The 20,976-nt window shown below is 71.1% G+C and carries 16 protein-coding genes; 8 read left to right on the top strand and 8 right to left on the bottom strand.

What is annotated here, in order from left to right:
- Window positions 1-242 precede the first annotated feature (242 nt).
- The 3 genes from P0L94_14615 to P0L94_14625 are packed head-to-tail and all read right to left on the bottom strand — an operon-like array spanning window position 243 to window position 4,211.
- Entirely contained in the window at window positions 243-1,457 is a 1,215-nt protein-coding gene (locus P0L94_14615) for an amidohydrolase (GenBank protein WES63690.1), read from the bottom strand.
- 9 nt (window positions 1,458-1,466) lie between these two features.
- Complete coding sequence (locus P0L94_14620; GenBank protein ID WES63691.1) at window positions 1,467-2,504, bottom strand: LacI family DNA-binding transcriptional regulator; 1,038 nt, start codon at window positions 2,502-2,504, stop codon at window positions 1,467-1,469.
- 24 nt (window positions 2,505-2,528) lie between these two features.
- The gene (locus P0L94_14625) at window positions 2,529-4,211 is read right to left on the bottom strand and encodes a glycoside hydrolase family 13 protein (GenBank protein WES63692.1); all 1,683 of its coding nucleotides are present in this window, start codon (window positions 4,209-4,211) and stop codon (window positions 2,529-2,531) included.
- 83 nt (window positions 4,212-4,294) lie between these two features.
- On the opposite strand from P0L94_14625, the gene P0L94_14630 reads away from it, so the two are divergent.
- Window positions 4,295-4,807, top strand: coding sequence for an adenine phosphoribosyltransferase (locus P0L94_14630; protein WES66329.1), 513 nt, complete (start codon window positions 4,295-4,297; stop codon window positions 4,805-4,807).
- Here P0L94_14630 and P0L94_14635 read toward each other — a convergent pair.
- Entirely contained in the window at window positions 4,797-6,548 is a 1,752-nt protein-coding gene (locus P0L94_14635) for an aminotransferase class V-fold PLP-dependent enzyme (protein ID WES63693.1), read from the bottom strand. The two genes, P0L94_14630 and P0L94_14635, sit on opposite strands and share 11 nt — an antisense overlap.
- A 225-nt stretch (window positions 6,549-6,773) precedes the next feature.
- On the opposite strand from P0L94_14635, the gene P0L94_14640 reads away from it, so the two are divergent.
- From P0L94_14640 to P0L94_14660, 5 genes are all read left to right on the top strand, one after another.
- Entirely contained in the window at window positions 6,774-8,318 is a 1,545-nt protein-coding gene (locus P0L94_14640) for a nucleobase:cation symporter-2 family protein (GenBank protein WES63694.1), read from the top strand.
- 124 nt (window positions 8,319-8,442) lie between these two features.
- On the top strand, window positions 8,443-11,715 hold the full coding sequence (locus P0L94_14645) for a transglutaminase family protein (GenBank protein WES63695.1): 3,273 nt from the start codon (window positions 8,443-8,445) through the stop codon (window positions 11,713-11,715).
- The gene (locus P0L94_14650) at window positions 11,712-14,207 is read left to right on the top strand and encodes a circularly permuted type 2 ATP-grasp protein (protein WES63696.1); all 2,496 of its coding nucleotides are present in this window, start codon (window positions 11,712-11,714) and stop codon (window positions 14,205-14,207) included. The genes P0L94_14645 and P0L94_14650 overlap by 4 nt, the downstream gene beginning before the upstream one ends.
- Window positions 14,204-15,088, top strand: a complete 885-nt coding sequence (locus P0L94_14655) for a transglutaminase family protein (protein ID WES63697.1) — start codon at window positions 14,204-14,206, stop codon at window positions 15,086-15,088. The genes P0L94_14650 and P0L94_14655 overlap by 4 nt, the downstream gene beginning before the upstream one ends.
- Window position 15,089: 1 nt before the next feature.
- Window positions 15,090-16,082, top strand: a complete 993-nt coding sequence (locus P0L94_14660; protein ID WES63698.1) for a putative zinc-binding metallopeptidase — start codon at window positions 15,090-15,092, stop codon at window positions 16,080-16,082.
- Window positions 16,083-16,107: 25 nt separating this feature from the next.
- On the opposite strand, the gene P0L94_14665 is transcribed toward P0L94_14660, so the two are convergent.
- Genes P0L94_14665 through uraD form a run of 4 tightly spaced genes read right to left on the bottom strand, consistent with a single transcriptional unit; the run spans window position 16,108 to window position 18,418 of the window.
- Entirely contained in the window at window positions 16,108-16,365 is a 258-nt protein-coding gene (locus P0L94_14665) for a hypothetical protein (GenBank protein WES63699.1), read from the bottom strand.
- A gap of 21 nt (window positions 16,366-16,386) precedes the next feature.
- Window positions 16,387-17,580: an FAD-dependent urate hydroxylase HpxO gene (hpxO, locus tag P0L94_14670; protein ID WES63700.1), complete on the bottom strand. Its 1,194-nt coding sequence runs from the start codon at window positions 17,578-17,580 to the stop codon at window positions 16,387-16,389.
- 3 nt (window positions 17,581-17,583) lie between these two features.
- Window positions 17,584-17,913, bottom strand: a complete 330-nt coding sequence (gene uraH, locus P0L94_14675; protein ID WES63701.1) for a hydroxyisourate hydrolase — start codon at window positions 17,911-17,913, stop codon at window positions 17,584-17,586.
- Between the two features lie 4 nt (window positions 17,914-17,917).
- Complete coding sequence (uraD, locus tag P0L94_14680) at window positions 17,918-18,418, bottom strand: 2-oxo-4-hydroxy-4-carboxy-5-ureidoimidazoline decarboxylase (protein WES63702.1); 501 nt, start codon at window positions 18,416-18,418, stop codon at window positions 17,918-17,920.
- Between the two features lie 123 nt (window positions 18,419-18,541).
- Here uraD and P0L94_14685 point away from each other — a divergent pair, with 123 nt between their 5' ends.
- On the top strand, window positions 18,542-19,219 hold the full coding sequence (locus P0L94_14685) for a helix-turn-helix domain-containing protein (protein ID WES63703.1): 678 nt from the start codon (window positions 18,542-18,544) through the stop codon (window positions 19,217-19,219).
- Window positions 19,220-19,367: 148 nt separating this feature from the next.
- Window positions 19,368-20,882, top strand: coding sequence for an NCS1 family nucleobase:cation symporter-1 (locus P0L94_14690; protein WES63704.1), 1,515 nt, complete (start codon window positions 19,368-19,370; stop codon window positions 20,880-20,882).
- Window positions 20,883-20,976: the final 94 nt, after the last annotated feature.

Genomic DNA, 20,976 nt, shown 5'->3' on the forward strand with positions numbered 1-20,976 from the left:
GACCGCATCCGCCCCTGTCTGGTCGTCACGGCGCGGTAGCACCGGTTTCAGCGCCCGGGAGGTGCTGTTGTGCCGTGACGGCGGGAGAGCACGGGCTGCCGGCGGGGGAGGTGCTGTTGTGCCGTGACGTCGGGATTGCACCGGAACCCGCCCGCTGGAGCTGCTGTTGCGCAGTGACGGTGGGATAGCACTGCAACTGCACCCTGGAAGGTGCTGTTGCGCGGTGACGTCCGGATTGCGGGTCAGGCCAGGAACTCGCGGGCGGCCACCACGATGTTCGCGACGCCGTTGGAGAGCGTGGGCTGCATGACGGGGGCGAAGTAGGGCGAGTGGTTCGTGGGGATGTCCTTCTCGATCGTCCCCTCGGACAGGGCGTGGGCGTACTTCTCCGGGTCCACGCCGCCCCAGAACCAGTAGACGAGCGGGGCGCCGGACTCGCGCGCGAACCACGACACGTCCTCGCTGCCGGTGAACATGCCCGGGTCGACCACGGTGCCCTCGCCGAAGCTGCGCTCGAAGGCCGCGCGCAGGCGCGCGGTCGCGTCGACGTCGTTGATCGTCGGCGGGAGCGTGTGGTCGATCGTGATGTCGGGTGCGATCTCGGCGCCGGATGCCGCGGCCTCGGCCGTGATGATTCGCTCGACCTTCTGCATCACCTTGTCGCGCGCGGCGTCGTCGGGGTAGCGCAGGCTCAGCTCGAGGGTCGCTTCGGCGGGGATGATGTTGTTCTTCAGGCCCGCATGGATCGATCCCACGGTCACCACGGCGACGTCGCGCGGGTCGACCTCGCGTGACGCGATCGTCTGCAGGCGCATGATCGTGGCCGCCGCCATCACGATCGGGTCGATCGTCGAGTGGGGCCGGGACCCGTGGCCGCCGCGACCGTGCAGCACGACGCGCAGGCCATCGGAGGCCGCCATCTGCGTGCCGCTGCGCACGCCGATCGTGCCGGCCGGCAGGGGGGTGACGTGCTGGCCGAGGACGACGTCGGGCTTCGGATACCGGTCCAGCACGCCGTCGGCGATCATCGCGTGGGCGCCGGCGCCGTACTCCTCGGCGGGCTGGAAGACGGTCACGATCGTCCCGGACCACTCGTCCTTCGAGCTCACGAGCTGCTCGAGCGCGCCGAGCATCGCGGTGATGTGCATGTCGTGCCCGCACGCGTGCATGACCGGGACATCGGTGCCGGCCGGGTCGATGCCGCGCGCCAGGCTCGCGTACGGAAGCCCGCTGAGCTCGTGCACGGGGAGGCCGTCGGTGTCCGCGCGAAGCCATACGACCGGACCCTCGCCGTTGCGGATGATCGCGGCGATGCCGGTGCGCCCGATGCCCTCTTCGAACTCGATTCCCAGCTCCGTCAGCTTCGACGCGATCACGCCCGCCGTGCGGGTCTCCTGGAACGACAGCTCGGGGTGCCGGTGGAGATCGATGTACAGGGCCTCGAGGTCGAGCGTCATGTCCTGAGCCTACCCGGCGGCGGTATCCGCGCTCGGGCGGGCCGTGGAGCCCCGCACCACCAGCTGGTACGGCTGCGGCTCCACCGCGACCGTCATACGGTTCTCCGCCCCGGTCTCCTCGAGAGCGGCGAGGATCGCCTCGGCCGCGCGCTCGCCCTGGGCGCGCGGCGCCTGGTCAACCGTCGTCAGCTGGAAGAACGCGCCCAGCTCGTGGCCGTCGATGCCCACGACCGACAGGTCCTCGGGCACGCGATACCCGAGCTCGCGCGCGGCGAGCATGGTGCCGATCGCCATCTCGTCCGACGACGCGAAGACGGCGGTCGGCTGGGGGCCGGGCCTGCCCAGCAGCTGCTTGGCCGAGTGGAACCCGCCTTCGATCGTGAAGTCGCCGGGTTCGTAGAGATTGGGATAGATCGGGATGCCGGCGGCCTCGAGGGTCTGCTCGAAGCCGACGCGCCGCCGTCCGGGGATGTGGAAGTCGACGTCGGACTCGGGATCGGCGCCGATGTGGGCGATGCGCCGATGCCCCAGCGCGATCAGGTGCTCGGTCGCGAGCTGTGCCAGCGCCATGTCGTCCACCGTGAGCGAGCTGAGCCCGGGGTTGGGTCCTCCGATCGTGACGACGGGGAGGTCGAGCTCGCACAGGCGCTGGATCTCGTCGGCGTCGAGCTCGAGCGAGATGGCGATCACGCCGTCCACGCGCCGGCGGCGCAGGAACTCCTCGAAGATGCTGTCCCGCTGCTCGCGTTCGACGCTGAGGCTGTAGAGGGTGATGTCGTAGCCGTCGCGCATCAGCCTGTCGGCGATGCCGGCGAGCACGGTGCTGAAGAACCAGCGGTCCAGGAAGGGCAGCAGCACCCCGATGTTGCGGGTGCGGCCGGAGGCGAGGCTCGACGCGGACGAGGACACGACGTAGCCGAGGGATTTCGCAGCGATGTCGACGCGGGCCCGTGTCTTCTCGGACACGTGCCCGCGCCCGCTGAGCGCGCGCGACACCGTCGCGGTCGAGACGCCGGCCGCGCGAGCCACTTCGTCGATGCTGACCACGTCGTCACTCCATCCGGTCGGGTCTCAGGCCCCGGTCACCCACACGGTCGTGTCGCCGGGAAGCGCGCCGCCGTCGAGCGGCCCGCTCGCGACGATCACATCGCCGGGAGGCAGCGCCACCGGCGCGTCGCCGGTGTTGGCCACCACGGTGATGTCGCCGTTGCGGAAAGCGAGCACGCTCGGGTCGTGCGCGTCGATCCACGTGAGGTCGCCGCTGCCCAGCGTATGCGCTCGACGGGCCGTCATGAGAGCCCGGTACAGCGACAGCGTCGAGCCGGGGTCCTCCGTCTGGACGTCGCGGGCGAGCTCGGCCCATTCGGCCGGCTGCGGGAGCCACGATGCGCCGGTCGCGTTGAACCCGTAGGCGACGCCGTCCGCGGTCCACGGCAGCGGCACGCGGCATCCGTCGCGTCCGTAGCGCTCGCCGTCGGTGCGGAACCACGTCGGGTCCTGACGGGCGTGCCCCGGGATCTCGATGACCTCGGGGAGGCCCAGCTCCTCGCCCTGGAAGATGTAGGCCGAGCCGGGGAGGGCCAGCATGACGGCCGTCGCGGCGCGGGCGCGCCGCAGACCCACGTCGGGGATGGGCTTGCCGGGCGAGTCCGGTCCGATGCCGTGGCCCTGCGGGTTCTCGGCGCTCAGCGCCAGACGCGACGCGTGACGGACGACATCGTGGTTCGACAGCACCCACGTGCTCGGTGCGCCCACCATGCCGTAGGCGCGGAGCGACTCGGTGACGACGGCGCGCAGCGCCTCGGCATCCCACTCGGTCTCGAGGTAGGCGAAGTTGAACGCCTGGTGCATCTCGTCGGGTCGCACCCACTGCGCGGTCTGGGCGGGCGTGGGCAGCCACGCCTCGGCGCACAGCGCCCGGTCGCCGTCGTACTCGGCGAGCAGGGCGTGCCAGTCGCGGTAGATCTCGTGCACGCCGTCCTGACCCCAGTAGGGCACGCCGGCCTCTTCGCCGCCCATCGAGCCGGCACGGGGATCGGGGGTGTAGTCGGGCAGCCCATCGGCCTTGACGAGGCCGTGGGCGACGTCGACGCGGAAGCCGTCGACGCCCCGATCGAGCCAGAAGCGCAGGATGCGGCGGAACTCCGCGTGGACCTCGGGGTTGGTCCAGTCGAAGTCGGGCTGCGTCGAGTCGAAGAGGTGCAGGTACCACTGCCCCGCCGTGCCGTCGGCCTCGGTGACGCGCGTCCAGGCGGGACCGCCGAAGACGGACTCCCAGTTGTTCGGCGGCACGTCGCCGTCGGGTCCGAGGCCGTCGCGGAAGACGTACCGGGCGCGCTCGGGGCTGCCCGGCGCAGCCGCGAGGGCGGACTGGAACCACGCGTGCTGATCGGACGAGTGGTTCGGAACGAGGTCGACGATGACGCGGATGCCGCGGCCGTGCGCGCCGGCGAGCATCTCGTCGAAGTCGGCGAGGGTGCCGAACAGCGGGTCGACGTCGCAGTAGTCCGACACGTCGTAGCCGGCGTCCTTCTGCGGCGACCGCTGGAACGGGCTCAGCCAGATGGCGTCGACGCCGAGGTCGGCGAGGTCGTCGAGGTGCGCGGTGATGCCCGGCAGGTCGCCGATGCCGTCGCCCGAGGCGTCGGCGAACGAGCGCGGGTAGATCTGGTAGATGACGGCCGTGCGCCACCACTGATCGCCGGGCGCGGTCGGGGTGGCGTCGGCGAGGATTTCCGTCTCGGTCAGAGGCATCCCGCCAGGATAGTGCAAGCGCTTGCAGATTGGCTTGGAGCTGGATCGGGGCGACGCCTCGCTAGGGTGGCCTCGTGCAGCCCATCGATGCCGTCACCCGCGCCGAGTCGCTCATCCGGACGATCCCCGACTATCCCGAGCCGGGCATCCTGTTCCGCGACATCACGCCGCTGCTGGCCGACGCCGAGGCGGTGCGCGCCGTCACCGACGCCATGATCGAGCCCTTCGCCGGCCGCTTCGACATCGTCGCCGGCGTCGAGGCGCGCGGCTTCCTGCTGGCCGGGGCGATCGCGATCGCGGCGGGAGTGGGCCTGGTCCCGATCCGCAAGGCCGGGAAGCTCCCGCGGCCCGCGGCATCCGTCTCGTACTCCCTCGAGTACGGCACGGCGACGATCGAGGCCCACGACGACCTCGAACCCGGTCAGCGCGTGCTGCTCGTCGACGACGTGCTGGCCACCGGGGGCACCCTGGTCGCGGCCCACGACCTCGTGGCGCGCCTGGGCGGCGAGGTGGTCGGCACGAGCGTGCTCATGGAGCTCGAGGGGCTGGGCGGGCGCGCAGCCGTCGGCGACGTGCACACCGTCTTCACGGCCTGACGCCCTCGGCGCGGCGCGGCGGCGCCTGCGGCGACAGGCACACGGCCGGCAGATCGAACCAGCGCAGGTGCTCGAAGTCGGCCGACAGCCCAGTCGACCCTTCGCTCGTATCGACCGCCGCGCGCGCGAACAGCGTGCGGGCCTCATCCAGGTAGCCGGCCAGCGCCGACTCGGGCGCGCGCTCGTCGTTGTGGGGGAAGGTCAGCCGTCCCGACTCGTCGAAGTGGACCTGGGCGAGCCGCAGCGGCGGCTCGACGGGCCCGCGACGGTGGTGCCACAGGCCGCGCTCGGGATCGAATCGGTAGTCCGGCAGCAGCCGCCACCCGTCGCGCGCCACGAGCCGGACCGCCTCGACGAGGTAGTCGAACACGGCGGGCGAGATGAAGTAGTTGAAGTTGATGCGGACCCATCCCGGCTTGATGCCCTCGCAGCCGCGCGAGATCTCGCGGTCGTACTCCAGGGAGCGGTCGAGGTCGATGCCCAGAAGGTGGTGCCCGTAGGGCCCGGCGCACGAGCAGCCGCCGCGCGCCTGGACGCCGAACAGGTCGTTGAGGAGCGACACGACGAAGTTGTGGTGCAGGAATCTCCCCGAGGGCGTCCGGATCACGAACGAGACGATCGACAGGCGCTCGGCGTCGAGGTTGCCCAGCACCTCGATCGCCGGTTCGTCGCGCCACGCCGCGACGGCGCGGCGCAGGAAGTCCTCCTCGAGCGCGCGGATCGCCGTGACCCCCACAGCCTCCTTCAGCCCGAACACGACGCCCGCACGGATCGACTCCACGATGGCGGGCGTGCCGCCCTCCTCGCGATGCGCGACGTCGTCGAGGTAGCGGTGCTCGGTGGGGTTGACGTACGCCACGGTGCCGCCGCCGGGCACGTCCGGGACCCGATTGCGGGCGAGGTCGCGGCGGATGACCAGGACGCCGGGAGTGCTCGGGCCGCCGATGAACTTGTGCGGGCTGAGGAAGATCGCGTCCTTGTACTCGCCGCTCGCCCGCGCCGCGTCGGGGTCGCCCCGGTGGTACATCTCGATGTCCACGTACGGGGCCGCGGCCGCGAAGTCCCAGAACGACAGCGCGCCGTGGGCGTGCAGCAGCGCCGAGATGCCGTGCGTGTCGCTGACGATGCCGGTGACGTTGCTCGCCGCCGAGAAAGAGCCGATTTTGAGCGGCCGATCGGCGTAGCGGACCAGCTCGGCCTCGAGCACCGCCTGGTCGATGTGCCCGTCGACGTCCTGCGGGATCGTGACGAGGTCGGCGATCGACTCTCGCCACGGCAGCTCGTTCGAGTGGTGCTCGAACGGGCCGATGAAGACCACCGGGCGCTGCGCGGCGGGGATGGCGTCGGTCACGTGGTAGCGGTCGTCGAGCTCGGCCGGCACGCGCAGTCCGAGCATGCCGGTGATCTTGTCGATCGCGCCGGTGGCGCCCGACCCGGCGAAGATCACCACGGTGTCGTCGTCGCCTCCCACGGCGCGGCGGATGACGTCGCGGGCGTCCTCGCGCAGGCGCGTGGTCTGCAGGCCCGTGCCGCTGGACTCGGTGTGGGTGTTGGCGTAGCGGGGGAGCACCTCGTCCCGGATGAAGTCCTCGATGAAGGTCAGCGCACGACCCGATGCGGTGTAGTCGGCATACGTCACCCGGCGCGGACCGTACGGACCCGGCACGACCTGATCGTCGCCGATGACCGACTCGCGGATGCGGCGCACGAGCGGCGCCTCGCGGAGCTGTTCGATGTCCACACGCGCGAGGGTACGCCTGCGGAGCCGGCCGTGCCGGGGCCGGACGTCCCACCGCGCTCGCTCCCATCCGGCCACCGCGCGTTGCGAGGCTGTTTCGCCTCGTGAACTTCCCGCGACGATCGGAGCGGATGCCTTCCACCCGGCCTCCGCCGGCCCTAGTTTCTCGAGCACGGCGAGGACGGCGCGTCCCAACCGTCGCGTCCCGCCGGGGACGGGAGCGCAGCCATGACCAGCACCGACGAAGACCACGCCGCCGCCGACGCGAAGGCGGCGAAGAAGGCCGCCCGCCGCGAGCGGGCGAACAGCAACTCGGTCGATTCGATTCCGCCGCTCGCCCGCCTGTTCCCGCTGGGGCTCCAGCACGTGCTCGCGCTCTACGCCGGAGCGGTCGCCGTGCCGCTCATCGTCGGTGGCGCGCTCGGATACTCCTCGGCCGACCTCGCCTTCCTCATCAGCGCCGATCTGTTCATCGCCGGCATCGCGACGATCGTCCAGTCGGTCGGCTTCTGGCGCTTCGGCGTGCGTCTGCCCCTCATGCAGGGCGTGACCTTCGCCGCCGTCGGGCCGATGATCGCCATCGGGCTCGAGCACGGCATCACGACGATCTTCGGATCGGTGATCGCGTGCGGCCTGTTCATGATCCTCATCGCGCCGTTCTTCTCGCAGCTGCTGCGCTTCTTCCCGCCGATCGTCACGGGAACGGTGATCCTCATCATCGGCCTCTCGCTCATGCGGGTCGCGGCCGGCTGGATCATGACGGGTTCGTCGGAGGAGGAGCCCGGCGCCCCGCCGATCAACATCGCGTTCGCCTTCGGGACCCTGCTGTTCATCGTGCTCATCGAGCGCTTCGCGCCGGCGGCGCTCGCGCGCGTCTCGGTGCTGCTGGGCCTCGTGGCCGGAACGGTCGCGGCGCTGTTCGTGCCGGGCATGGTCGACTGGTCGGGCGTCGGCGAGGCCGGCTGGTTCGCCGTGGTGACGCCGTTCCACTTCGGCCTGCCGACCTTCGAACTGGCCTCGATCGTGTCGATGATCATCGTCGGCATCGTGATCATGACCGAGACCACCGGCGACATGATCGCCGTCGGCGAGATCGTCGAGAAGCCGGTGACGCGCCGTCAGCTGGCAGACGGCCTGCGCGCCGACGGCCTGGGCACCGTGCTCGGCGGCATCTTCAACACGTTCCCCTACACCGCGTTCGCGCAGAACGTCGGGCTGGTCTCGCTCACCGGCGTGAAGTCCCGCTACGTCGCGACGATGGCAGGGGCCCTGCTGGTGGTCCTCGGACTCATCCCCAAGGTCTCGGCGCTGGTCGAAGGCGTCCCACGTGCGGTGCTGGGCGGCGCCGGCATCGCGCTGTTCGGGATGGTGGCGGCCTCCGGCATCCGCACGCTCGCCAAGGTGAAGTTCGACAACCGCAACGTGCTCATCGTCGCGATCTCGGTCGGGATCGCCCTGCTGCCGACCGTGACGCCGACCATCTACGAGCAGTTCCCGTCGTGGTTCCAGCTCATCTTCGACTCCGGCATCTCGGCCGGCGCGATCGTCGCGATCCTGCTGAATCTGCTGCTGAACTCGCATCAGCTGCGCGACGATCCCGCGATCTCGGCCCACGACGCGGTGCGCGGCCCGGCCGCGGCGGCCCTCGTCCATCCCGATGCGACCGGCACGGGCCTGATCCCGACCCACGCGTTCGACGGCGACGGCAAGCTCGTCCAGGTGGTCCCGACGGCCGAGGGCGCAGAGCCGGGGACGCCCGCGAAGGAGTCCTGACGCCGGAATCCGGGCATCCGGACCATCGATCGGCAGTGCGGGTGCCGAAGGACGGCGCGATCGGATCGGGACGGCGCCGGTCACACGTAACCCGAACGCAACGAACCTGGGACATCCTGTATTCATGTCCATCAAGGTCGCGCTCGAGCACTACACGAGCTATCGCTTCGCCCAGCCGGTGACGGTGCACCCGCACCTGGTGCGCCTGCGGCCGGCCCCGCACTCGCGCACGCCCATCGAGGCCTACTCGCTCGAGGTCAGCCCGAAGAACCACTTCATCAACTGGCAGCAGGACCCGTTCGGCAACTGGGTCGCCCGCATCGTCTTCCCCGAGAAGGTGAGCCACCTCGAGATCACGGTCGGCCTGGTCGCCGACATGATGGTGATCAACCCCTTCGACTTCTTCATCGAGGAGTACGCCGAGCGCTTCCCGTTCGACTACCGCGCCGACCTCAAGGCCGACCTCGCTCCCTACATGGCCCCCGTCGACGACAGCGACGAGGCGGGCGTGTGGATGCAGGGACTGCCCGAGCTGCCCGAGGACGGCATGGCCACCGTGCAGTTCCTCTCGCAGCTGAACGCGGCGGTCAACGGCGCGGTCGCCTACGACGTCCGCATGGAGCCGGGCGTGCAGACCCCCGACGAGACGCTCTCGCGGGCCATCGGCTCGTGCCGCGACTCGGCGTGGCTGCTGGTGAGCCTGCTGCGCAAGTACGGCCTCGCCGCGCGCTTCGTGTCGGGGTACCTCGTGCAGCTGGCGGCCGATCAGGAGTCGCTGGACGGCCCGAGCGGCCCGGCCGAGGACTTCACGGATCTCCACGCGTGGGCCGAGGTCTACATCCCGGGCGCCGGCTGGATCGGCATGGACGCCACGAGCGCCCTGTTCGCCGGTGAGGGCCACATCCCGCTGTCGGCGACGCCGCACCCGAGCACCGCGGCCCCGATCGAGGGGTCGACCGGGGTGGCCGAGGTGACCTTCGATTTCCACAACGAGGTGCGCCGCATCCACGAGGACCCGCGCACCACCAAGCCCTACACGGCGCAGCAGTGGGAGCGCATCGATGCGCTCGGCGAGGCCGTCGACGAGCGGCTGCGGCGCGGGGACGTGCGTCTGACGATGGGTGGGGAGCCGACCTTCGTGGCCCTCGACGACGCGACGGCGGCCGAATGGAACACGTCGGCGGACGGACCCCACAAGCGAGAGCTGGCGAACGATCTCGCGGATAAGCTGCGTCGCGCCTACGCGCAGGGCGGCGTCGTGCACCGCGGCGACGGCAAGTGGTACCCGGGCGAGCCGCTTCCGCGCTGGAACATCGCGCTGCAGTGGCGCAGCGACGGCGAGCCGCTGTGGAGCGACCCGTCGCTGTTCGCCGACCCGTGGAGCGAGAAGGCGGATGCCGATTCCGCCGCTCACGCCGAGGCGCTCGCGCGCGCCGTCACGGGCGTGCTGGGGCTCCCCGCCGAGCACCTGCTGCCGGCGTACGAGGATCCGCTCGCGGCGCTCGCCGCCGAGGTCCGGCAGCCGACGGGGCCGCGCCCGGATGCCGACGAGATCGACGCCGCCGAGGTCGCCGAGCTCGATGCGGCCGTGACCGATCCGACGGGATGGGTGCTGCCGATCACGACCGAGGACGAATGGACGAGTCCGGCATGGCGGTTCCGCCGAGGCCGGCTCGTGCTGACCCCCGGTACGAGCGCGGTCGGTCTGCGCCTGCCGCTGGACTCGGTCGCGTGGGAGGAGCCGGAGTACGCCGGCGAGCCGTCGTACGTCGAGGTGTCGGCACCGCTGGCCCCCGGCATCCCGCACGTGAAGATCGCCGATCCCGCCGACTCGAGCCGCACGGCGCTGGCGATCGAGGCGCGGGGCGGCCACGTCCACGTCTTCCTGCCGCCGACGACGACGCTCGAGGCGTACGCGGATCTGCTGACCGTGATCGAGACCGCCGCCGCCCAGGTCGAGGTGCCGGTCGTGCTCGAGGGCTACGGCCCGCCGCCGGACGCGCGCCTGGTGCAGCTCGTGGTGACCCCCGACCCGGGCGTCATCGAGGTCAACGTGCAGCCGACCTCGTCGTGGGCGGACCAGCGGGATCTCACGATCTCGCTGTACGACCACGCCCGCCGCAGTCGCCTGTCGACGGAGAAGTTCGACCTCGACGGCCTGCACACCGGCACCGGAGGCGGCAACCACATCACGATCGGCGGGCCCCAGCCGATCGACTCGCCCCTGCTGCGCCGTCCCGACCTGCTGGCGAGCCTCGTGACCTACTGGCAGCGGCATCCGAGTCTGTCGTACCTGTTCTCGGGCCGGTTCATCGGCCCGACCAGCCAGGCGCCGCGCTTCGACGAGGGCCGCCCCGAGGCGGTCTACGAGATGGAGATCGCGCTGCAGGAGCTGCGGCGGCTGCAGGGGGACCCCGAGAACGCCGAGACCGACGCGCTGCCGTGGCTCACCGACCGGGCCCTGCGGCACCTGCTGACCGACCTCACCGGTAACACCCATCGTGCCGAGTTCTGCATCGACAAGCTGTACAGCCCCGACTCCAGCCGCGGGCGCCTAGGCCTGCTCGAGCTGCGCGGCTTCGAGATGCCGCCGCACCCCGAGCTCGCGCTCGTGCAGGCGCTGCTCGTGCGCAGCCTCGTGGCGATGTTCTGGGAGAAGCCGTACACCGCGCCGCTCGTGCGCTGGGGAACGCGCCTGCACGAGGACTTCCTGCTGCCGCAGGGGGCGACCGCCGACATCGACGAGGTCGTCGCGGACCTGCGCGCCCACGGCATCGCGTTCGAGGAGACGTGGCTGGACCCGTTCACCGAGTTCCGGTTCCCGCGCATCGGCTTCACCCGCATCGGTGCGCCCGGCCGCGGCATCGAGATGGAGCTCCGGCAGGCGATCGAGCCGTGGCACGTGCTCGGCGAGGAGGCGACGGCGGGCGGGACGTCGCGGTACGTCGACTCGTCCGTCGAGCGCATCCAGGTGCGCGTCCGCGGTGTCGACATCGACCGGCACCTGGTGACGTGCCAGGGTGTACCTGTGCCTCTGACTCCGACCGGCCACCTCGGCGAGTACTACGCCGGCGTCCGCTACCGGGCGTGGCAGCCGTGGTCGGCGCTGCATCCGTCGATCGCCGTGCACGCTCCGCTGACCTTCGAAGTCGTCGACGCGAACGCCGAGACGAGTCTCGGCGGCGCGACGTACCACGTCGTCCACCCGGGCGGCCGCGCCTACCACCACCCGCCGGTCAACGCCAACGAGGCCGAGGCCCGCCGCGCGAGCCGGTTCGAGGCGCACGGCCTGACGTCGGGACACTTCGACGTCGCGGCAGCCCGCGAGGCGGGTCGCCGCGCCGCCACGTCCGACTACCCCCACACTCTGGACCTGCGCAGGGTCCCCCCGCAGTGAGCGTCCTGCACGACTATGCGGCGGACCTCACCCGGGCCACGCTGCCCCTGAACGGCGGGTCGGCCGCGGTCTCGCCGCGCTTCGACGAGGTGATCGGCCCGGAGGGCGCGCTGCGCCCGGCGTGGAAGGGGCTCGCGTCGGCGGCGATCACCCTCACGCAGAGCGAGATCGCACGTCTGGTGTCCGAGATCGCCGGCGCCCTCGCCGACGACGGCGTCACCTATGCGCACCGCGGTGGTCCGCGCCCGTGGCGCCTGGATCCGCTGCCGCTCGTCTTCGACGCGCCGTCCTGGAACCGCATAGAGGTGGGCCTCGCCCAGCGCGCCGAGCTGCTCAACGCCATCATGGCCGACCTGTACGGCGACCAGCGCCTGCTGTCGGAGGGCGTGATCCCCGCCGCCGCCGTGTTCGCCCACCCCGGCTTCGTCCGCCCGATCGCGCGCCCGAGCGTCGCCGACGCGCATCCGATCGTGCTGACCGGAACCGATCTCGGCCGCGACGCGGACGGCGAGTGGCGCGTGCTGGCCGATCGCGTGCAGGCCCCGTCGGGTCTGGGCTTCGCGATGGAGAACCGGCTGGTGATCTCGCGGCTGCTGCCCGAGCTGTACAACGAAGCCGATCTGCACCGCATCGATCCGTACTTCGTCGTGCTGCGCGACGCGCTGCTGCAGTGCGCGCCGACCGATTCGCCCGATCCGCGCGTGGTCGTGTTGTCGCCGGGCACCCACTCCGAGACCGCCTACGACCAGGCGTTCATCGCCACGACGCTCGGATTCCCGCTCGTGCAGGGCGACGACCTGGTGGTCAGCGAGGGCAGCGTGTGGATCAAGCCTCCCCGCTGGCCGCACACCAAGCCCGTCGACCGCGTCGACGTCATCCTGCGCCGCGTCGACGCCGCATGGTGCGATCCGCTCGAGCTGCGCGGCGACTCGCAGCTGGGCGTCGCGGGACTCGTCGAGGCGGTGCGCCGCGGCACGGTGAAGATCGTCAACGGTCTCGGCGCCGGCGTGCTCGAGAACCCCGCGCTGCTGCCGTTCCTTCCCGCCGCGTGCGAGCGGCTGCTCGGCGAGCAGCTGCTGCTGCCCGCGACGCCGGCATGGTGGTGCGGAGACCGCGAGGGCCTCGACCACGTGCTCGCCCAGCTGCGTCGCGATCCGGAGTCCATCCTCATCCGCACCCTCGACGGCGCCTCGGCCGACGACGTGAGCCCCGACGAGCTGGCGGTGCGCATCCTCGCGCACCCGTATCGCTACGTGGGCCTTGCCCGTCTGCCGCTGTCGCAGGCGCCGGTGTGGCGCTCGGGCGGTATCGCCGAGGCGCGCCCCCTGGTGCTGCGCGCCTTCTCGGTGCGGTACGGCTCCGCCTACCGCACGCTCGCGGGCGGCATGGCCACCGCGCGCGATGACGACGGCGTCCCCCTCACCAAGGACGTGTGGGTCCTCAAGGCCGATCCGGCCGATCCGGACCAGGGGTTGCCGGGTCCCTCGCCGCTGACCATGGTGCCCTCGATCCCCGCGTTCGCGCCGCGTGCTCTCGCCGACATGTTCTGGGCGGGCCGCTACGCCGAGCGCGCGGAGGACGTGCTGCGGCTCGTCATCGCGACGCAGGGGCTGCTCGAACGCGATGGGCGGCGCTCCGCGAGCGCGGCGTGGGCGCTGCAGAGCATCCTCCAGCGGCTCGCGGGAAGCCGCTGGGCATCGCCGACCGACGAACTGCGCTCGCTGCTCGTCGAGACCGGCCGGGCGGGCACGGCGGCGCATGCCCTCGCGGGAATGCGCGGCGCGCTCGAGGGCGTGCGTGATCAGCTCTCGGGCGACACGTGGCGCGTGTTCAGCATCGCGGACCGCGCGATGGACGCCGCACGCGACTCCACCCACGCGCCGCAGATCGCGGACTCGGCCGAGCGGATGCTCAGCGGTGTGCTGTCGCTGTACGGCGTGACGTCGAACATGATCCGTGACACCGGCTGGCACATGATCGAGGCGGGCCGCTACCTCGAGCGTGCGCTGCAGCTGTGCATCCTGCTCGAGGCGACGACCGCCGCCGACGCGGCAGGGGCCGCGGACCGGCAGGTCCTCGACGGCGTCCTGCTGGCGGCCGAGAGCCTCGTGACGCACCGCCGCCGCTATCGCGGCTACGGGCGCACCCGCAGCATCTTCGAGCTGCTCCTGAAGGACCTCGACAACCCCCGCTCGCTCGCCTTCGCGCTCGAGGGGCTGCGCCGGCACCTCGACGCCATGCCGGACTCGACCGGCTCGACCCGCCCCGAGCGCCTCCGTGACGCGCTGGGCGAGGCACTCGACGCGGTCGACGTCGCGAAGCTGTCGGCCGAGATCGACGGCCGACGACCGGCACTGGCCGAGTTCCTGGCCGAGACGGTGAAGGGGCTGCGCCGGCTCGCCGACGCGATCGCCGAGCTGCACTTCGAGGGCGGTCCGCCCGCCGTGCAGATGTCGTCGCTGGCCCTGGTCGAGGAGATGGGCCGCGCATGAAGTACCTCCTGTCGCACCGCACCGAGTACGTCTACGACAAGCCGGTGCGCAACAGCCTCGGCGTCCACCACCTGCGCCCGCGGCAGCTGCCGTGGCAGCAGGTCGCCTCGCACGCCGTGACGCTTGATCCGCCGCCCGCCGATCTCACGCCCGATGTCGACTACTACGGCAACGCCGTGACGTACTACCACGTCGTCTCGCCGCACACGGAGCTCGTCATCGACGCCGCGAGCGAGGTCACCGTGGAGAGCCCCGTGTACGACCCCGAGGCGCTCGCGATGCCGTGGGAGCGTGCGCGCCCGCTCGACGACCCCACGCTGCCGGGGGCGTGGGCGGCGACGGAGTTCGCGCTCGAGTCGCCGCGCGTGGCCCACGTCCCCGAGGCCGCCGAGTACGCGGCGGAGTCCCTGCATCCGGGTCGCCCGATCGGCGAGGCCGCGACGGACCTGATGCAGCGCATCCACCGCGACTTCGACTACGACACCAAGGCGACCACCGTCACCAGCACGGTGGCGGACGCGATGCGCAAGCGCGCCGGCGTGTGCCAGGACTTCGCTCACGTCGCGCTGGCGTGCCTGCGCAGTCACGGGATCGCCGCCCGGTACGTCAGCGGCTACCTGGCGACCCAGCCGCCGCCCGGCAAGGAGCGGGTCGTCGGGGCGGATGCCTCGCACGCGTGGCTGGCGGTGTGGCTGCCCGTCTCGGGCGAGTGGCTCGCGATCGATCCGACCAACAACCAGTGGGCGAACGACCGCTACATCACCGTGGCGTGGGGCCGCGACTACGGCGACGTGTCGCCGGTGCGCGGCATCATCTGGTCGAAGGCGAAGAAGTCGACGCTGCGCGTCTCGGTCGACGTCGCGCCCCACGAGGGCGCCTGACGTGCAGGCGTTCCGCTGCCGCGTGTGCGACGCGAGGCTGTTCTTCGAGAACTCGGTGTGCGTGTCGTGCGGTACCGCGCTCGGCTACTCGCGTGCCGAGCGCGCCATCGTCCCCGTCGACGACGCCGGGCGCCACGTCGACGCCGAGGGGCTGGTGTGGCATGTGTGCCGCAATCTGAATCTGTCGGGCTGCACGTGGCTCGCGGCCCTCGAGGGCGGCGCGTGCGAGAGCTGCGCGCTCACGCGCGTGCGCCCGAACGACGCCGACCTCGAGGGGCTGGCGAACTTCGTCCCGGCCGAGCGCGCCAAGCGCCACCTGCTGTACGAGCTCGACCGTCTCGGCCTCGAGGTGCGGGGCAAGGATGCCGATCCGCTCGGCGGACTGGCGTTCGACCTGCTCTCCTCGAGCGATGCGCAGGTGACGATCGGCCATGTCGACGGCGTCATCACGATAGACCTCGCCGAAGGCGACGACGTGCACCGAGAGAAGGTGCGCGATCAGCTCGACGAGCCGTACCGCACGATGCTGGGGCACTTCCGCCACGAGGTCGGCCACTACTTCCAGTGGCAGCTCGTGGGCGAGGGCCCGCACACGGCGCGGTTCCGCGAGCTCTTCGGCGATGAGCGCGCCGACTACCAGGAGGCGATCGACCGGCATTACGCAGACGGGGCGCCCGCCGACTGGAGGGCGTCGTACATCTCGACCTACGCCACGATGCACCCGCACGAGGACTTCGCCGAGACGTGGGCGCACCTGCTCCACATCCACGACACCGTCGACTCGGCGGTCTCGCACGGTCTCGTCGACGCCGCGCGCGTCGAGCGGACGGGTGATCTGCGTGCGCTGGTGACGGACGTCTGGATCCCGCTGTCGACGGCGCTCAACGTCATCAACCGCTCGATGGGCAAGGACGACCTCTACCCGTTCGCGATCCCGGCGCCGGTCCTGGACAAGCTGGCGTTCGCGGCATCGCTGCTGCCCGCGCGCTCCTGAGCCGTCGCCGCGGCCGTCGCGCCGGCTACAGCCGTGTCACGCGGCGGATCAGATAGCGGGCGGGTGCGAGGTCGAGCCGGGGGTCGGCATCGCGGAGGGTCTTGATCGCGGCCATCGGCGACGCCGCCGGATCGACCCCGGACGACCGCAGCCGCTCGGCGGCCCACGCCACCGCGATCTCGTGACTGCTGCGGCCCTCGTCGGCAGGGAAGAGCTCGTCCAGGGCAGCGCGGGGGTCGACGTCGTCGCCGGAGAGCAGACGCTGGATTCGGGCCGTGTCCATGATGCCGAGCCTAGGGCCGCGTCACAGGGTTCCGACGCCGAGGTTGATCGGACTGTCGACGATGTTGCCCACGATGCCCTTGATGATGCCGGATCCGTCGCTGCCCCGCAGGCTCTCGTACCACGCGTCGGTGGCGGCGGCATCGAAGGCATGCGTCTCGTCGCCGCGCTTGCGGGCGCGCAGCACGAGCTCGCCGGCGCGCTCGGCGCGGCTGAGCTCGTAGCGCTTGAGCGCGTCCTCGACGCCGACGGTGTTGGTGGCGAGGCTGATGCCCAGCGCGAACGTGTCCTCGAGCGCCGAGCACGCGCCCTGGCCGATGTCGGGGGCGGTGTTGTGGGCGGCGTCGCCGAGGATCGCGACGCGTCCGCGTGTCCACGTGCGGAACGGGTCGATGTCCCAGATCTCGACGCGGTTGAGCGAGACCGCGGGGTCGATCGCCGCGATGAGCGACTGGACGCCGGGTGCCCAGCCCGCGAACGCCTGCTCGAGCGGCGTCTTGCCGTCAGCGCTGTCGTACGGCAGCCCCGCGGGCTGGGGGACGTCGAACCAGAAGTAGAAGCGGCCGTCCGCGACCGGCATGACCGCAGCGCGCTTGCCCTCGGCGACGTAGGTCGTCCACTGGTCGACGGGGCCGATCGCGGTGTCCTGGGTGATGAGGCCGTTGAAGTTCGTGTAGCCCGAGTACGTGCGCTCGATGCTCGGGGAGCCCTCGGTCGCGCCCGTGACGTAGTCACGCGTGATCGATCGGGCGCCGTCGGCGCCGATCAGCAGGTCGGCGGTGTCGGTCGAGCCGTCCGCGAACGTCGCCGTCACCACGCCGTCCGCCTCGGACACCGCCATCATCTTCATGCCGAGACGGATGTCGTCCAGGCCGAAGGCCTCCATGAGCAGCATCTGCAGGTCGGCGCGCGCGACCGGGTACGGCTTCTGCCCCGTCATCTCGGTGACCGGCGCGAGGCTGAAGCGGCACATCGTCTCGCCGGTGTGCCCGTCCTGGTAGGACATGTACGCCATGTCGCCGCCGAGCGCGGCGACCTCGTCGGCCAGGCCGAGCCAGTTGAGCACCTTCACGCCGTTCGACCACAGCGACAGGGCGGCACCGACGGGCTTGTTCTCGCGCATGCGGTCGTAGATGACCACGTCGTGCCCGAGGCGCTTGAGGGCGATGCCGGCGCTCGTTCCGCCGATGCCGGCCCCGATGACGATGATCTTCATCCTTCAGCTCCCTCGATACGTCGAATACGCGAACGGACTCAGCAGCAGCGGCACGTGGAGGTGCCGGTCGCCTTCGACGGTGAAGGTGATCGTGACCAGGGGGTAGAACGTCTCGACCCCGCGGTGCCCGAAGTACGCACCCGTGCCGAACGTGAGGGCGTAGGTGCCCGGGGTCAGCAGCTCGGGCCCGAGGGCCAGTCGGCCGTCGGCGTCCGTGACGCCTTCGGCGACCGCCTCGGTGCCGTCGGCTCCGTGACGCGCGAGCGAGACGACGACCCCGGGTGCGGGCAGCCCGATCGAGGCGTCGAGGATGTGGGTCGTGAGGTGGGTCATGCCCTCATCCTTCCGCGAACGCGGCGTGCAGGCGCAGCAGCGCGATCTGGGCGAGCTGATCGCACGCCTCGGCGATCTCGGCGTCGCTGTCGCTGGTGAGCCGCCGCTGCAGCTCGGCGAGGATCTCGTCGGGCGAGCGACCCGCCGCGCGGATGAGGAAGACCCGCCCGAAACGCTGCTCGTAGGCGGCGTTGCCGGCGGCGATGCGGTCGGCGACCGACGTGTCGGCATCCGCCATGCTCGCCTGCTCGCGCCGCGACGCGGCCGCCTCGGCGCCCGCACCCGACGGCTTCTCGCCGATGCGGGGGTGGTGGGCCAGCGCCGCCTCGAGCTCGGGGAGTCCCCACGAGGCCGCGAGCATGCCGGCGGCCTCGGCGAGGGCGTCCACCGAAGAATAGGGGCGCGCGGCCACGATCGCGTCGACCCACGTCGGGATGGCCGCCCAGACGGACACGACGGCTCGCGCTTCCGGGACGGCCGCCCGGTTGAAATCGTCGAGATGCACGGTGCTCCTCTCGTGACTCGACCGTATCGGGGACGGCACAGCCGTACGTTTCGCCATTGTGACGGGGGCGTAACCGGTCACCGGATCCGCCTACCATGAGAGACCGGGACGAGGGGAGACGCCGTGGACGAGCCGCTGCTGTCGACGCAGATCGGGGCTCGCCTGCGCAAGCTGCGGCTGGCGACGGGCCGGTCGCTGACGTCCGTCGCCCAGCAGATGGGCATCTCGTCGAGCGCGCTGTCGCAGATCGAGACCGGGGCGATGCAGCCCTCGGTGAACCGCCTCGTGGAGCTGGTCGGCGTGCTGGGCGTTCCGGTGTCGGCGATCTTCGACGACCTGAGCGTCTTCGCGCTCGACGACGACGGCGATGACGGGGACGTCCTCGAGCCGCTGCCCGGCGTCCTGGTCTCGCGCGGCGTCGAGGTCGCGCCGGCCCATCTCGGCCAGGGGGTGGTGTACCGCCGGCTCTCGCCGTCGCAGCTTCCCGGCGTCACGTGGTTCGAATCCACCTACCCGCCGGGTTCGTCGTCGAGCCTCGACGGCGCCATGCTCGTCCATCCCGGGTATGAGAGCGGTCACGTCGTCACCGGCGAGCTCACGTTCGAGTTCACCGAGGGCGCGGTGCGGCTCGGCGCGGGGCAGTCGCTGTCGTTCGCGGCGACGCGGCCCCACCGCGTCGTGAACGAGACGGATGCCGTCGCCGTGAGCATCTGGCTCACCGTCGACATCGAGCGCGCGGCCGAAGCCGGGGCGGTCGGGAGCGGTGCCGCCGAGGCGGCGGAGCCCACGCCAGCGCCTTAAGCGGTCACTTAACGTCACGCAGACGTTACATCGGGGAAACCAGCCGCGCCATGTTAAGCAATAGCTTGACGTGAGGACGCCGATGGCGCCGTCGCAACACCGCAACATCCAGCACCGACATCCCCGACCGCTCTGTCTGGAGACCGAAATGACCGCGACCCTCCCCGCGGGCGAGTTCGACACCCACGTCGGCTCGGACCCGCATCCGTCCCTCCACAACGAAGACCTCGAGCCGCTCGCTCCCGAGAAGCGGCGCTGGGGCTCTTTCGAGATCTTCAACGTCTGGACCAACGACGTCCAGAGCCTCGCCGGCTACACGCTCGCGGCGAGCCTGTTCATCACCGCCGGCATCAACGGCTGGTACGTCTTCGCGGCGATCATCCTGGCCGGATTCTTCGTCAACTGGCTGGTGAACCTCACCGGGAAGCCGAGCGTGAAGTACGGCATCCCCTACGCCGTCATGGCGCGCGCCAGCATGGGCGTGCAGGGCGCGCAGTTCCCCGCCCTGATCCGCGGCATCGTCGCGATGTTCTGGTACGGCGCGCAGACCTACTTCGCCTCGACCGCCGTCGCGCTCGCGCTCAACGCGATCTTCGGCAGCCCCGAATCGGCGACCTTCCTGGGCATGAACGTCATCGGCTGGGTGTCGTACGTCATCGTGGCGGCCCTTCAGGTGCTGCTGTTCGTCAAGGGCATCTCCTGGATCGAGAAGTTCCTGAACTTCGCCGGCCCCGCCGTCTACGCCGTCATGATCGTGCTCCTGATCGCCATCTGGATCGAGGCGGGCGGGGACATGTTCTCGGCCGTCGGCCAGATCTTCAACAACAGCGAGGTCGAGGGCTGGGCCGCCGTCGGCGCCTTCGTCGGCGTCATCGGCACGATGATCGCGTACTTCTCGGCGGTCGTGATCAACTTCGGCGACTTCGCCCGATTCTCCAAGAGCGAGAAGTCGATGCGCCGGGGCAACTTCCTCGGCCTGCCCGTGAGCCTGACCTTCTTCACGTTCCTCAGCCTGTTCATCACCGCCGGGGCATACCTCGTGCTGCAGGGCGGCGAGGGCGAGCCGCTCGCCAACCCCGCCGACATCGTCGGCCAGGTCGGCAACGTGTTCCTGACGGTGCTCGCCGCCGTGACCTTCCTGCTCGCCACGATCGGCATCAACCTGGTGGCCAACTTCATCCCGCCGGCGTACGACCTGTCGAACCTGTCGCCCCAGCGCATCAGCTTCAAGACCGGCGGCTGGATCACCGCGGCCATCGGCTTCGTGATCGGCGCGCTGTGGGTCGTCACGATCGGCGACAACCTGCCGATCTTCGTCGACACGCTGGGTGCCTTCCTCGCTCCGCTCTACGGCGTGCTCGTCGCCGACTACTACATCATCCAGCGGCGCCGGCTGAAGGTCGCCGACCTCTTCTCGATGGATGCGGCGGGCCGCTACTACTACCAGAAGGGCTGGAACATCCGCGCGGTCATCGTCGTGGTCGTCGCCGCGATCTTCTCGATCTCGGCCGTGTGGGTTCCCGCTCTCGGATTCCTCAGCGGGTTCGCATGGGTGATCGGCGCCATCCTGGGCGCCGGGCTCTACATCGCGGTGATGTGGAACCTGCGCCCCGCCCCTCTCGACACGGCCCCCGCGGAGGCCGCCGTCGAGTCCGCCGAGTGACGCGTTGAGACGGCCGGGCGCGGGTGACCACACCCCGCGCCCGGTCCTCGCGCGCACCCGTTACACCGCCGAAACCGCCGCCACGATCTTCCGA

It is taken from the genome of Microbacter sp. GSS18 (assembly GCA_029319145.1).
In the GTDB taxonomy this organism is placed as follows: Bacteria; Actinomycetota; Actinomycetes; order Actinomycetales; family Microbacteriaceae; genus Microbacterium.